The organism is Chlorobiota bacterium (assembly GCA_016700335.1).
Lineage (GTDB): Bacteria > Bacteroidota > Ignavibacteria > OLB7 > OLB7.
The window spans coordinates 3008808-3027305 of sequence record CP065014.1 but is presented as its reverse complement, the minus strand read 5'-3'; the positions used below and the strand labels follow the sequence as shown (position 1 = coordinate 3027305).

The following is an 18498-nucleotide window of genomic DNA, read 5'->3' as shown; positions in this document are numbered from 1 at the left end:
TCAATATTTTTTTAAAGTTAAATTCAAGTATATTTTATGAAACAAATTATAATAATTGCAATTTTATTTTCTAACCTCATTTTAAGTTTAGAAGCACAACTTAGTTCTGCTTCTTTAAATAAATTGTCGGCAAGGCAAATAGGTCCTGCTGTTATGAGTGGTAGAATTACTGCAATTGATGGTGTAAATAGTGACCCAAGAACATTGTATGTTGGGTCAGCTGGTGGTGGTGTTTGGAAATCAACAAATGCTGGTGTATCATTCAGTTCAGTTTTTGATAAACATCCTCAAAGTATTGGAGCAATTGCAATCAACCAAATCAATCCAGAAATAGTTTGGGTTGGCACTGGTGAATGTAATATGAGAAATAGTGTTTCTATTGGAAAAGGGATTTATCAATCTATTGATGGTGGTGATAATTGGGTTTGTAAAGGTTTAGAAAAAACAGAACATATTGCTAAAATTATAATTAATCAGAAAAATCCAAATTCAATTTTAGTTGCAGCTGTTGGTCCGCTTTGGTCAGATTCTAAAGAACGTGGATTGTATCAAACAAATGACGGTGGTAAAACTTGGAATAATTTATTATCAAATTATATCTCCGAAAATACTGGCTGTGCTGATGTTGTTGTAGATCCTAAAAATCCAAATATTTTATACACTAGTTTATGGCAAGTTAGAAGAAAACCATTTGCTTTTATTTCTGGTGGTCCTAAAAGTGCTTTGTTAAAATCAAATGATGGTGGAAAAACTTGGCGAAAACTTATTAATGGGCTTCCAAGTGGAGAAATTGGTAGAGTTGCTTTAGCAGTTGCTCCAAGTGCTTCAAACAATTTAGTTGCAATTGTTGAATCAAAAAAAACTGGATTGTATATTTCAGCTGATTATGGAGAATCTTGGAACCCTCAAAGTGCCGATGATAATGTAACTGCAAGACCTTTCTATTTCTCAACAATAGCTATTGATCCAAATGACCCAAAGCGTGTTTACCGACCAGCTTTTAATTTTTCTTTTAGTAATGATGGTGGTTATTCTTGGAATAGATCTAGAGGTTCAGGTGGTTGGGTTCATAGTGATATGCATGCCTTATGGATAAACCCAAACAATACTTCTCAAATGTTTTTAGGTACGGACGGTGGAGTTTATATTAGTAATGATAAAGGTAATGATTGGGGTTTTGTAAATACTCTTCCAGTGTCTCAAGCATATCATGTTCATTTAGATAATAACCAACCATATAATGTTTATTGTGGTTTACAAGATAACGGATCTTGGAAAGCTGCATCAAGCTCTCCTGGAGGAGTTGAAAATAAAGATTGGACTAATGTTGGAGGAGGTGATGGATTTTGGGTACAAACTGACCCAAGAGATAATTCAATTGTATATAGTGAATCGCAGGGAGGGAATGTTTATAGGAATAATCTCAAAATAAATGTTGGTCAGTTTATTCAACCACAAGTTTTACCTGGTGAAGAAAAACTAAGATGGAATTGGAATACCCCAATTTATGTTTCCCAAAAAGAAATTGAAAGATTATATATTGGTTCGCAATTCCTTTATCTTTCAATAAATGGTGGAGTAAAATGGGATCGTATCTCTAAAGATTTAACAACTAATAATCCAGAGAAGAAAAAGCAAGAACAAAGTGGAGGTTTAACAGTTGATAATACTTCTGCTGAAAATCATTGTACAATATTTACAATTACTGAATCACCTTTTGATGCAAATGAAATTTGGGTTGGAACAGACGATGGAAACTTACAAGTTACAAGAGATAATGGAATTAATTGGGTGAACTTATCAACAAATTACGAGCAAGCTGCTATTCCAAAAGGTACTTGGATAAGTAGTATTGAAGTTTCTAATTTTGATAAAAATGTAATATATGTAACTTTTGATAATCATACTTATGGAGATATGTCAACTTATCTTGCAAAAAGTATTGATGGTGGAAAAACATGGATTCGTTTAAATAGTCAAATACTAAAAGGATATTCACATAAAATTAAAGAGGATATTGTTAACCCTAATATTTTATTTCTTGGAACTGAATGGGGACTGTATGTATCAGTTAATAAGGGAGTTGATTGGGTTCAAATGAAAGGTAATATTCCTGAGTATGTTGCAATTCGTGATATAACAATTGATAAAAAAAGTAATGATTTAGTATTGGCTACTCATGGAAGAGGAATTTTAATTGTTGATGATATTTCCCCTTTAAGATTTTTAAATAAGGATATAACCAACAAAGAAATTTCAATTATTCAAACAAAACCTACTCCAGTTTCAAATGGTCATTTTGATAATAGTTGGCCAACTTCTGGGTATGTTGGAGATAACTCTCCAGAAAGTGTAGTTATAACTTATTATCTTAAAGAACGATCTAATACAGAAGTCAAACTTGAATTCTTTGATGCCAATGGAAAGAAAGTTTCTGAAATGCCTGGAACTAGAAGAAAAGGATTAAATAAAGTTTATTGGGGTATGAGAGGATATCCACCAAAAGTAGCTGTTGGTGGAGCTCAAACCGATTGGACTGCAAATGTAGGACCATTACTTCAAATAGGAAAATATACATTAAAATTGTTAATTGGTGATAAAAAGGAAGAGAGTGAAATTGAACTTATTAAAGATGAAATAAATAACATTTCAACGGATGATGCAAATCTTCAAAAAAGAGTAATTGATTCTGCAATTTCTATGCACAGTGAACTTGCAGTTTTAATGGATACTTTACTATCAAGCATTTACCCAATTAAAATATTTATTAATGAGAATAAAAATCCTCCACCAATAATAAAAGAATATTTTGATAGCCTTGAATCTGTTCGATCAATTATGGTACCTGTAAAAGAAGGTACTGCAATTACAGGTGAAGAAAAAATTAGAGATAAAATTAGTGGACTTTATTCTGGTGTTGTCTTTTATGATGGAAGACCAACAGAATCTCAATTAGAATTTGTTAAAACCCTTAGGTTTGAAATTGACCAAGCAAAATTGAAGTTAATGAATACTAGAAAAGCTTATTCAAAGAGAGTAAAACAATTGTTACCAGATAATTTAAAAGGGTATGTTACTGAATAGAATAATAATCATTGAATCTAAAAAATTAAATTAAAGAATTTTACAATTTATTGTTGTTATATCAATTTTTTTTTTATTTTAAAAAAATATTAAAATAAAAAATATTAAAATGAAAAATTTCAACCAATTCTTTGTGTTTATTTTATTATCATTCTTGATTAACAATTCACTTTTATCTCAAATTAATAGTGGTGATGATAGACAAGATTTTACCGGAATGAATTTTAAAGTGGCTAAGGATACAACCTTTAACCCCAATTTAATTGATGGTAACAAAGTATCTGCTTATTATGAATTTATTATGAAGAATGACTCTACAAGTATGAAATATATGATATCTGAAGTTAGGAAAAACAACAATGTTATCAAACTTGAAAATTGGCATAAAGGACAGATAGTAAAAGACAATGATGGTAAATTATTAAATGGAATTAGCAGAACTGAAAATTTCATTTTAAATATTGGTGATACATTATCATGTTATAGACAGTTTACGTGGACTAATTATATTAATAAAACAAGAAAAAATGATAATTTTTATTCTTTAGATACCTTAGATTATTCAATAGAATTAGTAAGAGCTTCAAATGGCTCAAGAATAAAGTTGATAGACAGCTTTGGAGTAAATTCAAAAGTACCTTCTGGTTACCCTTCATTCCATGGTAATAGACCAATTTTTTCTAAAATTAAATTTATATCAGGAATTGAAAGTTCTGGAGATTCAGTTTTTTTGAGAGTTAAATTATATTCAAGAGGTAATGGTCCTTTTTACTTTGTTCGTGCCGATTTCACCTCAGTGGGTATTTCAGATTTGTTGTTATCTCCAACTTGGGTTGATTTTATAAATATTTATGGTGGATCTTTACCAAAATTAATTTTAAATGATCAAAGCATTGGTAAAGATGAAAAAAGCAACATTAAAGTTTATCAAAATTTAAATGAATTCAAAAAACTTTATATAAAATATAAAGTTGAAAATATTGATAAAGGTTTAAACATTGGTATATATAATAATTTAGGCGAACTTGTTTTTATGCCATTAATAAACTCTTTTGAAAATGAAAACATTATAAATTGTGTTGTACCAAATTCTGGGAATTATTTTGTAAATTTATTTGACGGACAAAAAATTTTATCAACAAAAAAGATTAATATTAAATGAAAAAAATTATATTCCTTTTCTTAATTACTGTTAGTGTAAATAATCTATATTCTAGAACTGCTGATACAAATAGCCTTTGGAATTTTTTTGTATGTGAAGAAGTATCCCCTGGACCTTATTGTGTATGTTATGCAAGTCTAAATATGAATACTAATCCAGATTGTCCTAATGTACAATTTTGTGCAAGAGGTTTAAATAATGATTTTGGTTATTGCTATAGGGATAATGATTGTTCGAAAGGAATTTCTATTAAAAGAAAAGAGGAGGATTCTGAAAAAAAATAATTTTATTATCGAATTTATTAATTATATATCGATCTAATATTTATAAAATCAACCCCATAGTAAGGTATAATGTACCATCACTTTTAACTGCACAATCCAAATTTATTTCATTAACAAACTCAGGTTGGTATTTGAATGAAAATCCACCACTAAAAATTGAATTTGAATTTAATCCACATCTCAGAGTTAAAGGAAAATTAATTGGGGGAGTATATTCAAGACCTGCAGTTACAAAATTTGCAAACCTTTGTTCTGGAAGTGAATTAAAAAATTCCCCTTGTATTGTGGCATATAAATAATTACTTGGTTTTATGTATTTAATTTCTGAAATGCCTGAAGCATTATTTTTCATATGAACCAAGTAATCATTTGATATTAAGTAGTAACCAGCAGTTAGGTTTAAATTTAAAGGGAAAAATTCTACTCTTTTAGAAATATTGTTTTGGAATTCAGAAGCAATATTTTTTAAATTTACTCCAAATAAAAGTCTTCCATTAAAATTCAAGTTGCCAGATAAATCTGCCGAATATCCTGTAAAATTTGTATTGCTTTTTATTGAATTTCTTGTTACATAATGAATAGTTCCTCCTAAACTTGCATTTGCAATTTTAAGAGAACCAGCAAAAGCAATATCCAAATCAGTAGGATTAATTTCACCCAAAACAACACCTCTGTCATTAGTCATTTTTGTAATTATACCATAGCTTCTAACTCCAATTCCAACATTAGTACCATCAAGTAATTCCTTAGAAAATGTACCATTAAATTGATTGGAATTTGGTAATCCATTAGAGATATTAATAGAAGAAAAACTAATCGATAAATTATTTGAATTTGAATTTGATAATAAAGATGAATTTGAGAATATTACTTGAGAAGAATTTGAATGTAAAGGGGTTATTCCACACAATCCATTTTCCTCTGCGCTTTGTTTGTTATTCATAAAAGCACCAGGATACCCACCAAGTTGTGAAAAAACTGTTTGGTAGTAATTCGATAATATTATAAAAAGAAATATATATTTTAATTTAATCATCAATAAATTTTTTTCAGTCGGTACTTATTATATCATTAATAACTTTGGAGGCAGCATATAAGCCAAACAAAGCAGGAATAAAAGAAATAGTACCATAAAAACTTTTTTTAAAATTCTGTCCATCAGTATATTTTAAACTCTCCTTATGTTGCACTTCATTTGAGAAAACAACATTTATTCCTTTTTTGATATTGAAATCATTCCTTAAATGTTTTCGAGTAAATCTTGCCAAAGGACAATTGTAAGTTTTTGAAATATCTTTTATTTGCACTTTACTTGGATCCAAATTGCCACCAGCTCCCATACTCGATATTAAAGGTATTTGTTTAGTATAAGCAGCATTAATAACTCTTAGTTTAGGTGTAAAACTATCAATTGCTTCAATTACATAATTATATTTTACATCAACAATTTCATCTGCTCTTTCAGGTTGAATAAACTCTTTTATAGCTAACAAGATTAGTTCAGGATTAATGTCAAGAAGTCTATCGGACATTAAATCAACTTTAGATAAACCGATTGTAGATTTCATTGCATGAAGCTGTCTATTTCGATTGGTATTATCAACCACATCACCATCAATAATAGTTATAGAGCCTATTCCAGCTCTAACAAGAAACTCTGCTGCATACGAACCAACTCCACCCATTCCCACAACTAAAACATTAGATTTTTGTAGTTTCTTAATACCATCTTCTTTAATTAGAAGCTCAGTTCTTTCAAGCCAGTCTAAATTCATTCCCAAAAACTGTTAAAAAATTATGATAAATTTGTTCTTTTAAATTACTCAATGAAACCCCAGTCAAAGTAGCCACAAATATATAGATTTCTTCAATTGAAAATTTTGATGAATTATCAGTTTCAAAAAATAATTTATCAAAGGGTAATTCATCTAATATTTTCTTTGTTCTAATTTTGTCTTTAAAGATAGATTCACCAAATGATATATAAAACCCAGAGGATGTTAAAGATAATGCTGTTTGTAAGCTTTTGTTAAACCCATGTATAATCCAAGGCATTTTAGGTTTAAGACTTTTTTTTAAAGCAATAATTTCATTAAAAGCTTTTACACAATGTATTGTTAATGGTTTTGATAATTTTTCCGAAATTTGAACTTGATTGATAAATACTTTTATCTGAATGTCAATATTTTTATCAATGAATTTATCTAATCCAACTTCACCTATAGATATTATATTCTTAATAATTGCAAACTCACTTAACTGATTTAATCTGTATAAAATTTTATCATCATCAATAAACCAAGGATGAATTCCTATAGAGCAGTACTTTGATAATAATTCTAAATTATCAAATGAAAGATTTAATATCTCTATAACATCTATTTTATTTGAATAATTATGGGTATGAAAATCTATAAAAGGTATCAATTAATTTATTTCGTATAAAGTTATTTATTAATTGGAGTTTCAACAATAATATTTACACATCTTTTATAAAGTCTTCCCTCTGGAAGTTCTGAATCTAATGCAGCAATTACAGAACCAAGCCCAATTGCATTCTTTTGATTTTGCCTTAGTGCTTTTGCTACAGCTATTGCTCTACGCTTAGATATAATTAAGTTATTTGCTTCATCACCAAGACTATCTGTTTGTCCAGAGATAGTTACTTTAGAATTTGAACTAATTTTACTCTTAATATAATTTAAAAATTCTATTGTTTTTAAATTCAAAATGTAATCGATGCTATCATTAAACAAAACTGAATATCTATCAGTTCTATAATCAGTTGTAGCTTGTTTTCTTTTTTGATCTAACGATATATAGTTTACATTTATAACACCTGCAGGAGTTGAAGCTGTATCACCATTGTTATCTTTTACCCTGAGTTGATAATTAATTGAAGTTTTAACTAACTGTTGAGGTTTTTTTAAAATTGAATCAGTTCTAATTTGCCAATCTATATCTTCAATGTCATCAGTTTTATTAGAGATTTTTTTAAAATCTGGGAACTGTCTAATTTCAATAAACCATTCATGTAATCCAACTTCACAATTTGATTGTGGTTTGAATCTAATTGCCAATGGGGATATTTGAATTAGAGTATCTTCAATATGTATAGGTTCTAAAATACTTGATGTTTGGCTAGATATTTCAACCCTTCTGTTTTCTGCAAATCCATTTGCAGTTTTAATTTGAGAATAAATTTCAGGTAAATTTCTTACTTCAATTTTAATTCTATTTGGGTTAATACTCCAAACATCTTCAAGATAATTTGAGACCTCTTTAGCTCTTCTTCTAGACAACGGAGTATTGTCTGCCTCATTCCTAAAGTCTTGATTACAGCCTGTAACTGTTATAGTGGCTAATGGATTTAAAATTAACCGTTTTCCAATAATATTTAAAATGTTGTGATAAACTTCAATTTGATTCATTCCGAACAAAGAATCAATAGAAAATATTTTTGTTTGATATGAAGATATCTTAGAATATCTAGGAGGGATATTTGTTGAATCTTCATCAAAGAAAATATATCCAAGTAATTGGTGAGTGGTTGAAGTTTCAAACTCTTCTAATTGAATTACAGGTTTTACAAATTCAATTAAGGAATCGTTTACGCCAACCAAATTTACACTTGCAGTTATTCCATCACGTTTTACTGCTAATGGTTCAGGAAGATTAATAGAATGTTCTGCTGATTCTTTTGAAAATAATAATGAGAACCCTAATTGAAGTGAGAAATTTTTCCAAGTTGAATTATTCACAATATCAAACACTGGTATAGAGTAATATATATCAGGAATAATAGAAATTATTTTTTTATTGTTAAGTGAGAAGGAATACGAAAAACCTGAAATTATATTTAATTGAAACTTATTAATATCTCCAATTATTCCAGCTCTAAAATTTCTTGTTTTTGTACCTTCAGGGAAAAAAGATTTATTTTCATCAATTACTAATTCTTCTTGTTCAAAGTTAGATTTTAGTAATAACTCCAATTCACTACCAACAAATATTTTAAAATTATTTACAGGTGAAAAATTTATTATTGGAGTTGCAGAAATTGATTTAAAGGAAGGCTTGAAAATTTGTTCATAAAGCCCTATTACCAAGCCAGTATCAGAGTTTAACTCTGTTTTTTTATTGCTTGAAAAACTATTCATAGAAGATTTAAAACCAAACCTTAATCCTAAACCAAAGTTTTGAAACACAGAAAGATTAGATAACAAACCAATTTGATAACCATTTCCTTGTCCGTCATTATAATTTGGGCAACAATTTGTAACGTTTGTCAATGAAGTAATTTCTGCAATATGTCGGTTAAATAAAATACCCGAAAATAATCCAAACTGCAATTTTGGTTTATCAAAATTCTCAAGTTCTTGAGCATTTAAAACTGATAAACTAATTAAGAAAATTAATGTAAAATAGAGAATTTTCAAATTAAATACAGAGAATAATTAATTAAAAAAAGGAATTTTAAAAGTAAAACTATTTTTTTTCAATGAACTTATTAACAATTAAATAAATTGGATAAGTTATAACCACAATCATTATCAACCATATTATATAAGCAGTTAAATGCATTGCCCAACCTAATATTTTTAAAAAAAATATTGCTAAAACAATTGATATTGCAAGTGATAGAAATTTTTTTGAATTCATTTTTTCATTAAAATGGGAATATAAAAATAAAAAATCCACTACAAGATAAATCTTAGTAAGTGGATCTCATAATAAAAAATAATTTCAAAATATATCAAATCAAAAATTATGATTCAAAAATCTATTTGATAATATTTAAATTAATTTGACTGATGTTTCAATTTATCTTTAAACAATTTTTTAAATTTATCAATTTTAGGATTAATTACAATTTTACAATATTGTTGCTCTTGATTATTTTTGAAATAATTAACATGATAATCTTCTGCAGGATAAAAATTATCAAGCAATATAATTTCAGTAACTATTTTATCAACAAATAATTTTTGACTTTCAATTTTAGCAATTTCAGCAATCTTTTTTTGTTCTTCGTTAGAATAAAAAACACCAGATCTATATTGCGTGCCAGAATCTGCTCCTTGTCTGTTTAAAGTGGTTGGATCATGAGTTTGAAAAAAAATATTTAGAATATCTTTAAGTGAAATTATATTATAATCATAAATAATTTGTGCAACTTCTGCATGACCAGTTGAGCCAGAGCAAACTTCTCTATAAGTTGGATTGGTAACTTTGCCATTTGAATATCCTGGCAATACAGATATAACACCATAGATATTTTGGAAAATAGCCTCTACACACCAAAAGCAACCAGCACCAAGAACAATAGTATCTTGATTTATTATACCCTTTTCATTTATCATAATTTCTGAGACAAATTGAATTATAGATTTGAAGTAACAGTTTTTTTAAATGTCGAATTGAACAAATATGAATTGTAGATAAATTAAAAGTATACAATGATTTAAATCTATAATTTTAAATTAAAATAACAATTTTATTAAATGTTAATTTACGCAATAACAATTCAAACAAATGCGTCATTAAAAAATGAATAATCAAAACAATCCAAATAGGTTAGTTAATGAGAAGTCTCCTTATCTACAACAACACTCAAATAATCCAGTTGATTGGTATCCCTGGGGAGAAGAAGCATTTCAAAAAGCAAAATCTGAGGATAAACCAATTTTTCTTTCCATTGGTTATTCAACCTGCCATTGGTGTCATGTAATGGAAAAAGAATCTTTTGAAGATTATTCTACAGCTCAATTAATGAATGAATATTTCGTAAATATCAAGGTTGATAGGGAAGAAAGACCTGACATTGACAATGTATATATGACTGCATTACAATCTTTAACTGGCTCTGGTGGATGGCCTTTATCTGCTTTTTTAACACCAGGTTTAAAGCCGTTTTATCTTGGAACATATTTCCCAAATCGTGCTGCATACAACCGTCCTTCTTTTGTTGATCTTTTAAAAGGAATTAATAAAGCGTGGATTGAAAAGAATAGTGAAATAATTGATTCATCTTCAAGAATAATTGATTCAATTTCAAAAAGCTCAATCATTTTCAAAAATGATCAAATTGATGTTTCAGAAATTGAGAAAAAATGTTTGGAACATTTTGTGAGAGCATATGATTCACTAAATTCAGGTTTTGGTAATGCTCCAAAATTCCCCAGACCATCAATTTTTGAATTTTTATTGAGGTGCAATTATTATTTATCTGATATTAAATCTTTAGAAATGACTGAGAATACTTTACTTGCAATGTCAAGGGGGGGAATGTATGATCAACTTGGTGGTGGTTTCTCTCGTTATAGTGTTGATGAATTTTGGAAAGTCCCACATTTTGAAAAAATGTTATATGATCAAGCACAGCTTTTAAGTTCTTTATCTGATACATTTTTAATAACAAGAAATAATGAAATTGAGATTAGAATTATTGAAACCATTGAATATATTAAACGAGATTTACTAGATAATTCAGGTGCTTTTTATTCTGCTGAAGATGCTGATAGTGAAGGAGTTGAAGGTAAGTTTTATGCTTGGACAATAGAAGAAGTTTCTAAAATTTTAAATGAGAAAGAATTAAGAATATTCATTTTACATTATGGTTTTACAACAGAAGGAAATTTTGAACATAATAAAAATGTGTTACATATTTTTAAAAATATTGATGAAATAGAATCTGAAACTCAAATTGATAAAAATGAAATTATTGATTTATTAAAATCTTCTAAAACTAAATTGTTTAATGAAAGATTGAATAGAATTAGACCCCACAGAGATGAGAAAATTATTAGTGCTTGGAATGGATTATTAATATCTGGTCTGGCAAAAAGTTTTAGGGCAATAAACAATTTAGAGTATTTAAAACTAGCTGAAAATTGTGCAGATGCAATTATAGAAAATATGTTTGTTAATGGAATTTTAAATCGAAGAATGAAAGATAAAGAAGTTAAAATAAATGGATTCTTAGATGATTATTCATTTATGATTGCGGGATTGATTGATTTATATGAAGTAAGTGCTAATTCTAAATACATAAAGTTAGCTGAAGATTTATTGAAAGTTACTGATATATTGTTTTATGATAGTAAGAATGGTGGTTACTTCAATACTAGCGGCTTAGATCCAAGCGTTTTGATACGAACTAAAAGCGAATATGATAGTGCTGAACCTTCTGGAAATTCAATTATGGCAATGAATCTTTTGAAATTAGGGTCTATTTTTAATGATGATAACTACATAAAAAAGTCTAATATAATTGTTGATTTATTTATATCACATACCTCAGCATACCCAAGCGCAATGCCTTATATGTTGGCAGTAAAATTAGATTCGATGAAACCATTAAGGCAAATAGTATTTTCAGGTACGAGTAAAACAATTGATAATACATTATTACAAAATCAAATTTTTAAAAACTATAATCCAAATGCAGTCATTATTTATAATGATGAATATATGTACAATAGGATTGAATTACTAAAAGATATGATGCCAATAAATGATAAACCAACAGTTTATATATGTGAAAATTTCACTTGTAAATTGCCAAGTAATGTTTATATAAAATAAAATATATTAAAAAAAATATTAAAGTAGAATTTACTATTTTAATCATGTATTTGAATTTAGCTAAATTAAATATCTAACCTAAACCAATAACCTGATGCTGGAATGGAATTTCAACATCTAAAAATCCTTTTTTAATAAGTCTAGATTTGAAATTTTCTTGAGATTCAAAATCACCATGAACCAAAAATAATTTTTTTACAATTTGAGGATTTTGGCATGCTAACCATTGGCAAAGGTCGTCGTAATCTCCATGAGCACTCATGCTTTTAATAACACCAACATCAGCTTTTACTTGGTGTTCTTCTCCATAAATTTTTACATATGGTGCACCAGCACAAAGCCTACCACCTAATGATAATGGCTCGCAATAACCAACTATTAAAATTGTATTTCTATTATTATCAATATTGTGTTCTATATGATGTTTAACTCTACCAGCTTCAGCCATACCAGATGCAGATATAATTACACATGGCTCATTACTTTGATTTAAGGCTTTTGATTCTTCTACTGTTTCAATAAAATGCAAATCTCTAAACCCGAATATATTGTTATCAGTTTTAAGTAAATGCTTTACACTTTTATTAAAACATTCTGGATGATCTTTAATAATTTGAGTAGCTTTCATAGACAAAGGGCTATCAACAAAATATTTTAAATTTGGGAGTCTTCCTTCATTTTCAAGTCTGTTTAAAGCATACAATAGTTCTTGAGTTCGACCAATGCTAAACGCAGGAATTATAAGTTTACCTTTTTTATTTAAACAAGTATTTTTAATGTAACCCAACAATTCTTCTGTTATTTGCTTGGTATCATCATGAATTCTATCCCCATACGTACTTTCCATGATAATGAAATCTGCTTGAGGGAAAACATCTGGAGATCTCAAAATAATATCTCTATATCTTCCAATATCACCACTAAAACATATTCTTGAAATTTTTCCTTTATCTTTAATTTTTAAATTTACAGCAGCACTTCCAAGTATATGACCACAATCAGAATAAGTAAGCTCTATATTTTCATCAATTTGTTTTGGAGTATTATAGTCAATGGATTGAAAAAAGGGAAAAACATTTTGAGCATCCTCGACTGAATATAAAGGGTTAACGGGAACCTTATTTTCATTTTCAAATTTCTTATTAATATGTCTAGCATCTTCTTCTTGAATTCTAGCAGAATCAATTAACATAATGTTTGCTAAATCTTCTGTAGCTTCTGTGCAAAAAATAGGACCACTAAAGCCTTCTCTAACTAACTTTGGTAATAACCCAATGTGATCTATATGTGCATGAGAAATAATTACATAATCTATTAATGATGGGTCAAAACCAAAATCTTTATTTAACCATAAAGTTTCTTTACCCATACCTTGAAATAATCCGCAGTCTAATAATATTTTTTTACCCGAACTTAGGTGAATAATATGTTTTGATCCAGTAACAGTTCTTGCAGCTCCATGGAATGAAAGTTTCATATTACAATTCTATTATATTATTTGAAAATTATTAAAAAATATTAGTGTAAAATAAACTTAAAAATTCAATAAAGAGAATCAATAATTTACCTTAGAATATAATAAAATGTTTTACCTATAAATAAATTTAATGTGAAAAATATTACTTTATTTCCCATATTCTAAAAATCAATAATATTGCTCCTATTGCTGCTATAACTCGAGAAAGTTCATTAATAAGATTATTATAAATAATTTTTGAACTTATAAATTTCCTTAATAAAAAAATTATGGGAAAAACTGCAATAATCACTAATAATTGACCAAGTTCTATTCCTATATTAAATCCCATTAGCGTGCTCCAAAGCTCACTACCATTCAACATCGTTTTTAATAAATCAGTTAGGTGTCCAGAAAAACCAGCACCATGAATTAGCCCAAACAAACCAGCAACAAGCCATCTTTTGTTTTTGTTTCCTGAAATTACATTTTCAATTCCAACATAACAAATTGATGCTGCAATTAATGATTCAGTAAGAATTGGTGGAAGTGATAAAATTCCTAATGCACTTAAAATTAAGGTTGTGGAATGTGTAATTGTAAAAGCTGAGATTATTGTTAATAAGTTCTTCCATTTATCAGCAACAATAATCAAACCAATTAAAAAAAGTAAATGATCGTAACCTTCAAGAATATGATAAAATCCGAGCTTTAAAAATAGTTGAAAATTCATTGATAAAAAATTAAAAATGGTTTGAGAATATTTATTGAATAATATTCATAAGGGGAGATTTGGTTGTACAAATAGAAGTATAATTTTTAGAACTATTTGAAACTTGCATCATATTCATTTGATCTGAATATAGATTAAACAATAATTTATTTACAATTATTAGTTTATTAATTTTGCTTACTGAAGTAAATGAAAACTCAAACCAAATAGTTGAATTGTCTTCACCACATTTAATATTCGTAAGTTCAGTATAATTCTGATTAGCAGAAATGCCAAAGAAATGTTTGAAAAATTGGATGTTATTTACTTCTGAATTGAATTTTGATTTTGACTTAATGTAATCATCTTTATACACTACTACTTTACCAATAAAGCTCTTGGAAGTAAGATTTGCATGGCAATAACTTATATGTATGTCATGAGCATAAATTGAGTTAAAGCATCCAATTAAAATTAAAAAAATGATTATAAATTTCATGAAATGAATTTATTTTTTTGATTAAGTTTGGATTGTAATAAAGACTTTATAATTAATAATTGGTTATTATTTTTACAAGTTATAAATGACTTATCAATTATAATTTTAGCCTCATCTAATCTATTATTAGAAACTAGAGCCCATGCATAAGTTGTTTGAGCGTCAACATTCTCTGGTCTAGAAAGATAGTCTTTTTTAGCTAAAGTTAAAGCTTCCACTAATTTATAATTTTGTTTTAAGCAAAAGTTAGCATATTCCCTATCTATATTCCAACCATCTTTTTGGTGAATCTCAAAAGCTACAATAGTTTTATCTAACATAAGCTTAGCTCCAAAAGTATCATTCAATTTAGAATAAACCTCGGTTAATCGCTCTGAAAAAATATGTTCTGGAGATAATTGAATTGCTTTTATTAAGAGTTCTAAAGCAGTTGAAAAATCTTTTTTATAAATTGCTACATCAGCAAGACCTAAAAAAGCAAATGCATAAGATGGTCTTTCTTCAAGAATTCCTTTAAATATAAATTGAGCAGTATCTATTTTATTTTCTTTAACATACAAATTTCCTAATTGAAAAAGAGCCCAAGCTCTATCTTCAGCACCAGAGGCACCTGCATCAGCGGCAAGTTCCATGGCTTCAATAGCTCCTTTAAAATCACAATTAATTTCTCGTAAATAAGAAGCTCTGCTATAAGAACGTAAATCTGGTTTTATCATATTCAATTTATCACAAATTTCAACAGCTTTTTTATAATCGCCAGTCTCTACTAATGCATCAACTAAAACTCCATAACCAAAGGAACTGTATCCATTTAATTTAATTGCTTCTTCTGCTAAAGTCTTTGCATCATTGAATTTATGAAGGGTCATAAGGACTGAGGCTTTAGTAATTTTGGCATTAAAGTTTGTAGAATCAAGCTCCAAAGATTTGTTTAATAATTTCATACATGATGGAATGTATTCATGATGCTTACCAGTAATTCTAGCTTCATTTATAAAAAGCTGAGCAAGTAATGTATAAGATTCAGGTTTTTCAGGATTGTTTTTGATTTTGTTAGTTAATTCTTCGTACTTTTTTTTGACAACAAGAAATTCTTTTTGTGAAAAACTAGAAGACCTGTCTAATAAAATTGGAATTTCTATTTTGTTATTTGATTTAATCGAACCATCTTTACATGATTGAAGTAAAATAATTGCAAATAAAAAAAAGAATATTAGTTTATTAATTGAGTTCATTGAAATAATTTGATGTGTAAAGATTTTTAATCGATTTTGAAGTCTAAATTATTTACCGAATAAAGGGCTACTTAGATTAAAAATAGCCCTTCATTAATTCGGTAAATCAAATTATAAGATTATAATAGTTTATTTACTTAACAACTTTAACTTTCATTGAAGAACTATTTTCTCCGTTAATTTTTAAAACTGCTATGTAATTTCCAACAGGTGTATTTGAATCTGGAGTCCATTGAATTTTATGATCTCCTCTTTCAGAAAAACCATTATAAACAAATGAAACTTCTTTTCCAAGTTCGTCAAACATTACTACTGAAACATTAGAAGAAGATGCTAAATGAAATTGTATTGTGGTTGCTTTTGTTATAGGATTTGGATAATTTTGACCTAAGAAAAATCCATTCGGTGAAGCCATTCCAATAGCATTTGCAGATCCTTTTTGATCATCATCACGAAGATTTACATCACTAGTAAGTTTCTTAGTATAATCAAATCCACGATGAGGTTCTGCCATATAAGGGAACATGTTTGAGAAAAGCATATCATTTTTTTCTGGACCAGCTTTATAACCAAGAACACCTAAAAGTTTTGGAGTAACTGGGCTTCCAGTAGAATAATCATCATACCATAATCCAATTGCTGCTAAAGCAACCCCACTTACTGCTTGAAGTTCAATTCTTGTTACGTCATCTTCAAGTCTTCTTCCATTTGGGAAGCCATCCATATTAGGAATTGCTTGAAGATCAGTATTAGCATTAAAACGTGAATCTGTCAATCCTAAAACAGCAGCTGCAATAATTCCTTCTGAGCTAAAATCTTTGCTATCTCTTGGTGTTACTGGAGTTGCCATATTTAACCTTAACTCATCACCTAATGTTGGAAGAAAATTATTAATAAATGGTTTTCCAATAGCTAAAGGATTTCCATTTTTTCCTGTTGCCAATTGATAAGGTGCAATGTTTGGAACTCCTGTATAAAATATAGGGAGTAAATCAACTGAACGAGGTGAAGATTTCTGTAAAAGAATCTTTCCAAAAGAAGCTGTATCAAGTGCTGTACCTTTACCTCCATTAGTTGCTAACAATCCGTACAATCCATCTTTCCCATTTCTAAAATCATAAGATCCCAAAGATTTTGATTGAATTCTTAGGTCTTTCATAGCTGGAACAGCACCACCAAACTGACTATCATCCATATAAAGAGCTAACTCTGGGTTAACAAAGTATTTACCAAATGTACCTTCATTTGCATCATAAGGAGTAATTGCATTCCATTTATCTTTATCACCAATAGGAATAACTGCTTCATTAGTTAATGGCATACCTAAACGAGAAACCTGAACCCAATTTCCAGATGTTGTTGGCTTGTTACCACTTCCATCCATAGATAAAGTTGTAATTTGAGGTCTAGAAGCAGAAGCCCATACACCTATAACAAAATCGCCGTCTAAGATATTTTTTGATTCAGATACATTCTTGCCGTTTTTTTGAAGCATATTTATAGGTACTTTTAAAGATATAGTATGGCAGTTAAATCCAGCAACGCCATCACGAGGTTCATTTGCACCACCAGTACCTTTAACTCGAGTTTGACCTAAATCAAAAATTCCACCTAAGTCAACAAAAAATGGATCATCTACAGGTCCACAAAAAATAGTCTCTCCAGAAGAAGCTTTTGTAATTGCGTCCTTCATTAATTGAGAATAAGGTTTATTCAAACCAGCTCCACCTTCAATTGATCGAGGTCCAATATTTGGTGGAGGAACTACACCATTAGTAATAATCGTAGAAAATGTTTTTCCACCATCAGTACTTTTTTCACACATGTATGAAGTTTTTAAATTTTGTTTACCTAATCTAATATTAAAAAAAGTAGATGGATCTTCGTTCATTTTAGAAAATGTGAATCTGTAAGTAATCTCATCACCTTTTTTTGAGGCATCGTTATCAATATGTATTTCATAACGGATATTTTCACCAAATGAAGAGTAATTAGGTCCACCTTCTGGTAATTCAAAAGGAATGTAGTTTGCAATGATTGAAACCATGTTTGGATCATCTGGAGATCTGAAGGCATAAAGGTCTGTATTGTCCGCTAAAGCATCATTGCTTATCAATGGAGCTTCTCGGTGACTACTTCCAAAAGCATTGAAAACGAACATGCATGCTGTTGTACATACAATTGCCCATAAACTTTTACTTCTTAAATTGTTTGTTTGTTTCATTTTAACAATAAAAATTGATTAAAGATTAATAATTTGAACATTTTATAATAGTAAGATAATTAAAGCTATTTTTTTAAATTTAATACTATTACAAAGTGCATTACGATAATCATTCCGCTTTGGATTTAACAATTTTATTTTTTTGATTAAATATGTTAACTCAAACAATTGCTTATACATAGAACGTTTAAAATTAAAATAATTAAATTTCCAATTTTGTTTTTTATAATAAATCCAATTGAAAAATTTATACGT

14 protein-coding genes are annotated in these 18498 nt (G+C 28.4%); 4 read left to right on the top strand and 10 right to left on the bottom strand.

Annotated elements, in window-relative coordinates; all coding sequences use genetic code 11:
* Window positions 1-36 precede the first annotated feature (36 nt).
* The 3 genes from IPP08_12295 (at window position 37) to IPP08_12285 (ending at window position 4530) form a co-directional block, all read left to right on the top strand.
* Window positions 37-3084, top strand: coding sequence for a glycosyl hydrolase (locus tag IPP08_12295; protein QQS66518.1), 3048 nt, complete (start codon window positions 37-39; stop codon window positions 3082-3084).
* Between the two features lie 109 nt (window positions 3085-3193).
* Window positions 3194-4246 (top strand): hypothetical protein, encoded by a 1053-nt coding sequence (locus IPP08_12290; GenBank protein QQS66517.1) that lies wholly within the window; start codon window positions 3194-3196, stop codon window positions 4244-4246.
* Window positions 4243-4530 carry a hypothetical protein gene (locus IPP08_12285; protein QQS66516.1) on the top strand — a complete coding sequence of 96 codons (288 nt, stop codon included), beginning with the start codon at window positions 4243-4245 and terminating at the stop codon, window positions 4528-4530. Before IPP08_12290 ends, IPP08_12285 begins: the two co-directional genes overlap by 4 nt.
* A gap of 40 nt (window positions 4531-4570) precedes the next feature.
* Here the strand turns inward: IPP08_12285 and IPP08_12280 are convergent, their stop codons facing one another.
* The 5 genes from IPP08_12280 to msrA all read right to left on the bottom strand — a co-directional run bounded on the left by IPP08_12280 (window position 4571) and on the right by msrA (window position 9893).
* Window positions 4571-5566, bottom strand: coding sequence for a hypothetical protein (locus tag IPP08_12280; protein QQS66515.1), 996 nt, complete (start codon window positions 5564-5566; stop codon window positions 4571-4573).
* 13 nt (window positions 5567-5579) lie between these two features.
* On the bottom strand, window positions 5580-6305 hold the full coding sequence (locus IPP08_12275; GenBank protein QQS66514.1) for a tRNA threonylcarbamoyladenosine dehydratase: 726 nt from the start codon (window positions 6303-6305) through the stop codon (window positions 5580-5582).
* Window positions 6286-6957 (bottom strand): TatD family hydrolase, encoded by a 672-nt coding sequence (locus IPP08_12270; GenBank protein ID QQS66513.1) that lies wholly within the window; start codon window positions 6955-6957, stop codon window positions 6286-6288. The genes IPP08_12275 and IPP08_12270 overlap by 20 nt, the downstream gene beginning before the upstream one ends.
* A gap of 20 nt (window positions 6958-6977) precedes the next feature.
* Window positions 6978-8969 (bottom strand): OmpA family protein, encoded by a 1992-nt coding sequence (locus IPP08_12265; protein QQS66512.1) that lies wholly within the window; start codon window positions 8967-8969, stop codon window positions 6978-6980.
* A 363-nt stretch (window positions 8970-9332) separates the two neighbouring features.
* Complete coding sequence (gene msrA, locus IPP08_12260; GenBank protein ID QQS66511.1) at window positions 9333-9893, bottom strand: peptide-methionine (S)-S-oxide reductase MsrA; 561 nt, start codon at window positions 9891-9893, stop codon at window positions 9333-9335.
* Between the two features lie 187 nt (window positions 9894-10080).
* Here msrA and IPP08_12255 point away from each other — a divergent pair, with 187 nt between their 5' ends.
* On the top strand, window positions 10081-12117 hold the full coding sequence (locus IPP08_12255) for a thioredoxin domain-containing protein (GenBank protein ID QQS66510.1): 2037 nt from the start codon (window positions 10081-10083) through the stop codon (window positions 12115-12117).
* A 73-nt stretch (window positions 12118-12190) separates the two neighbouring features.
* On the opposite strand, the gene IPP08_12250 is transcribed toward IPP08_12255, so the two are convergent.
* From IPP08_12250 to IPP08_12230, 5 genes are all read right to left on the bottom strand, one after another.
* Window positions 12191-13594 (bottom strand): MBL fold metallo-hydrolase, encoded by a 1404-nt coding sequence (locus tag IPP08_12250; GenBank protein QQS66509.1) that lies wholly within the window; start codon window positions 13592-13594, stop codon window positions 12191-12193.
* 142 nt (window positions 13595-13736) lie between these two features.
* Window positions 13737-14306: a HupE/UreJ family protein gene (locus IPP08_12245; GenBank protein ID QQS66508.1), complete on the bottom strand. Its 570-nt coding sequence runs from the start codon at window positions 14304-14306 to the stop codon at window positions 13737-13739.
* Window positions 14307-14337: 31 nt separating this feature from the next.
* Entirely contained in the window at window positions 14338-14784 is a 447-nt protein-coding gene (locus tag IPP08_12240) for a hypothetical protein (GenBank protein ID QQS66507.1), read from the bottom strand.
* The gene (locus IPP08_12235; GenBank protein ID QQS66506.1) at window positions 14781-16019 is read right to left on the bottom strand and encodes a hypothetical protein; all 1239 of its coding nucleotides are present in this window, start codon (window positions 16017-16019) and stop codon (window positions 14781-14783) included. The genes IPP08_12240 and IPP08_12235 overlap by 4 nt, the downstream gene beginning before the upstream one ends.
* Before the next feature lie 133 nt (window positions 16020-16152).
* Window positions 16153-18180, bottom strand: a complete 2028-nt coding sequence (locus IPP08_12230; protein ID QQS67893.1) for a DUF4331 family protein — start codon at window positions 18178-18180, stop codon at window positions 16153-16155.
* Between the last annotated feature and the right edge of the window lie 318 nt (window positions 18181-18498).

Excerpts from the sequence above, each read along its gene's own strand:
- IPP08_12295 (QQS66518.1), top strand. The coding sequence starts at position 37 with ATGAAACAAATTATAATAATTGCAATTTTATTTTCTAACCTCATTTTA.
- IPP08_12290 (QQS66517.1), top strand. The coding sequence starts at position 3,194 with ATGAAAAATTTCAACCAATTCTTTGTGTTTATTTTATTATCATTCTTG.
- IPP08_12285 (QQS66516.1), top strand. The coding sequence starts at position 4,243 with ATGAAAAAAATTATATTCCTTTTCTTAATTACTGTTAGTGTAAATAAT.
- IPP08_12280 (QQS66515.1), bottom strand. The coding sequence starts at position 5,566 with ATGATTAAATTAAAATATATATTTCTTTTTATAATATTATCGAATTAC.
- IPP08_12275 (QQS66514.1), bottom strand. The coding sequence starts at position 6,305 with ATGAATTTAGACTGGCTTGAAAGAACTGAGCTTCTAATTAAAGAAGAT.
- msrA (QQS66511.1), bottom strand. The coding sequence starts at position 9,893 with ATGATAAATGAAAAGGGTATAATAAATCAAGATACTATTGTTCTTGGT.
- IPP08_12255 (QQS66510.1), top strand. The coding sequence starts at position 10,081 with ATGAATAATCAAAACAATCCAAATAGGTTAGTTAATGAGAAGTCTCCT.
- IPP08_12250 (QQS66509.1), bottom strand. The coding sequence starts at position 13,594 with ATGAAACTTTCATTCCATGGAGCTGCAAGAACTGTTACTGGATCAAAA.
- IPP08_12245 (QQS66508.1), bottom strand. The coding sequence starts at position 14,306 with ATGAATTTTCAACTATTTTTAAAGCTCGGATTTTATCATATTCTTGAA.
- IPP08_12240 (QQS66507.1), bottom strand. The coding sequence starts at position 14,784 with ATGAAATTTATAATCATTTTTTTAATTTTAATTGGATGCTTTAACTCA.
- IPP08_12235 (QQS66506.1), bottom strand. The coding sequence starts at position 16,019 with ATGAACTCAATTAATAAACTAATATTCTTTTTTTTATTTGCAATTATT.
- IPP08_12230 (QQS67893.1), bottom strand. The coding sequence starts at position 18,180 with ATGTTCGTTTTCAATGCTTTTGGAAGTAGTCACCGAGAAGCTCCATTG.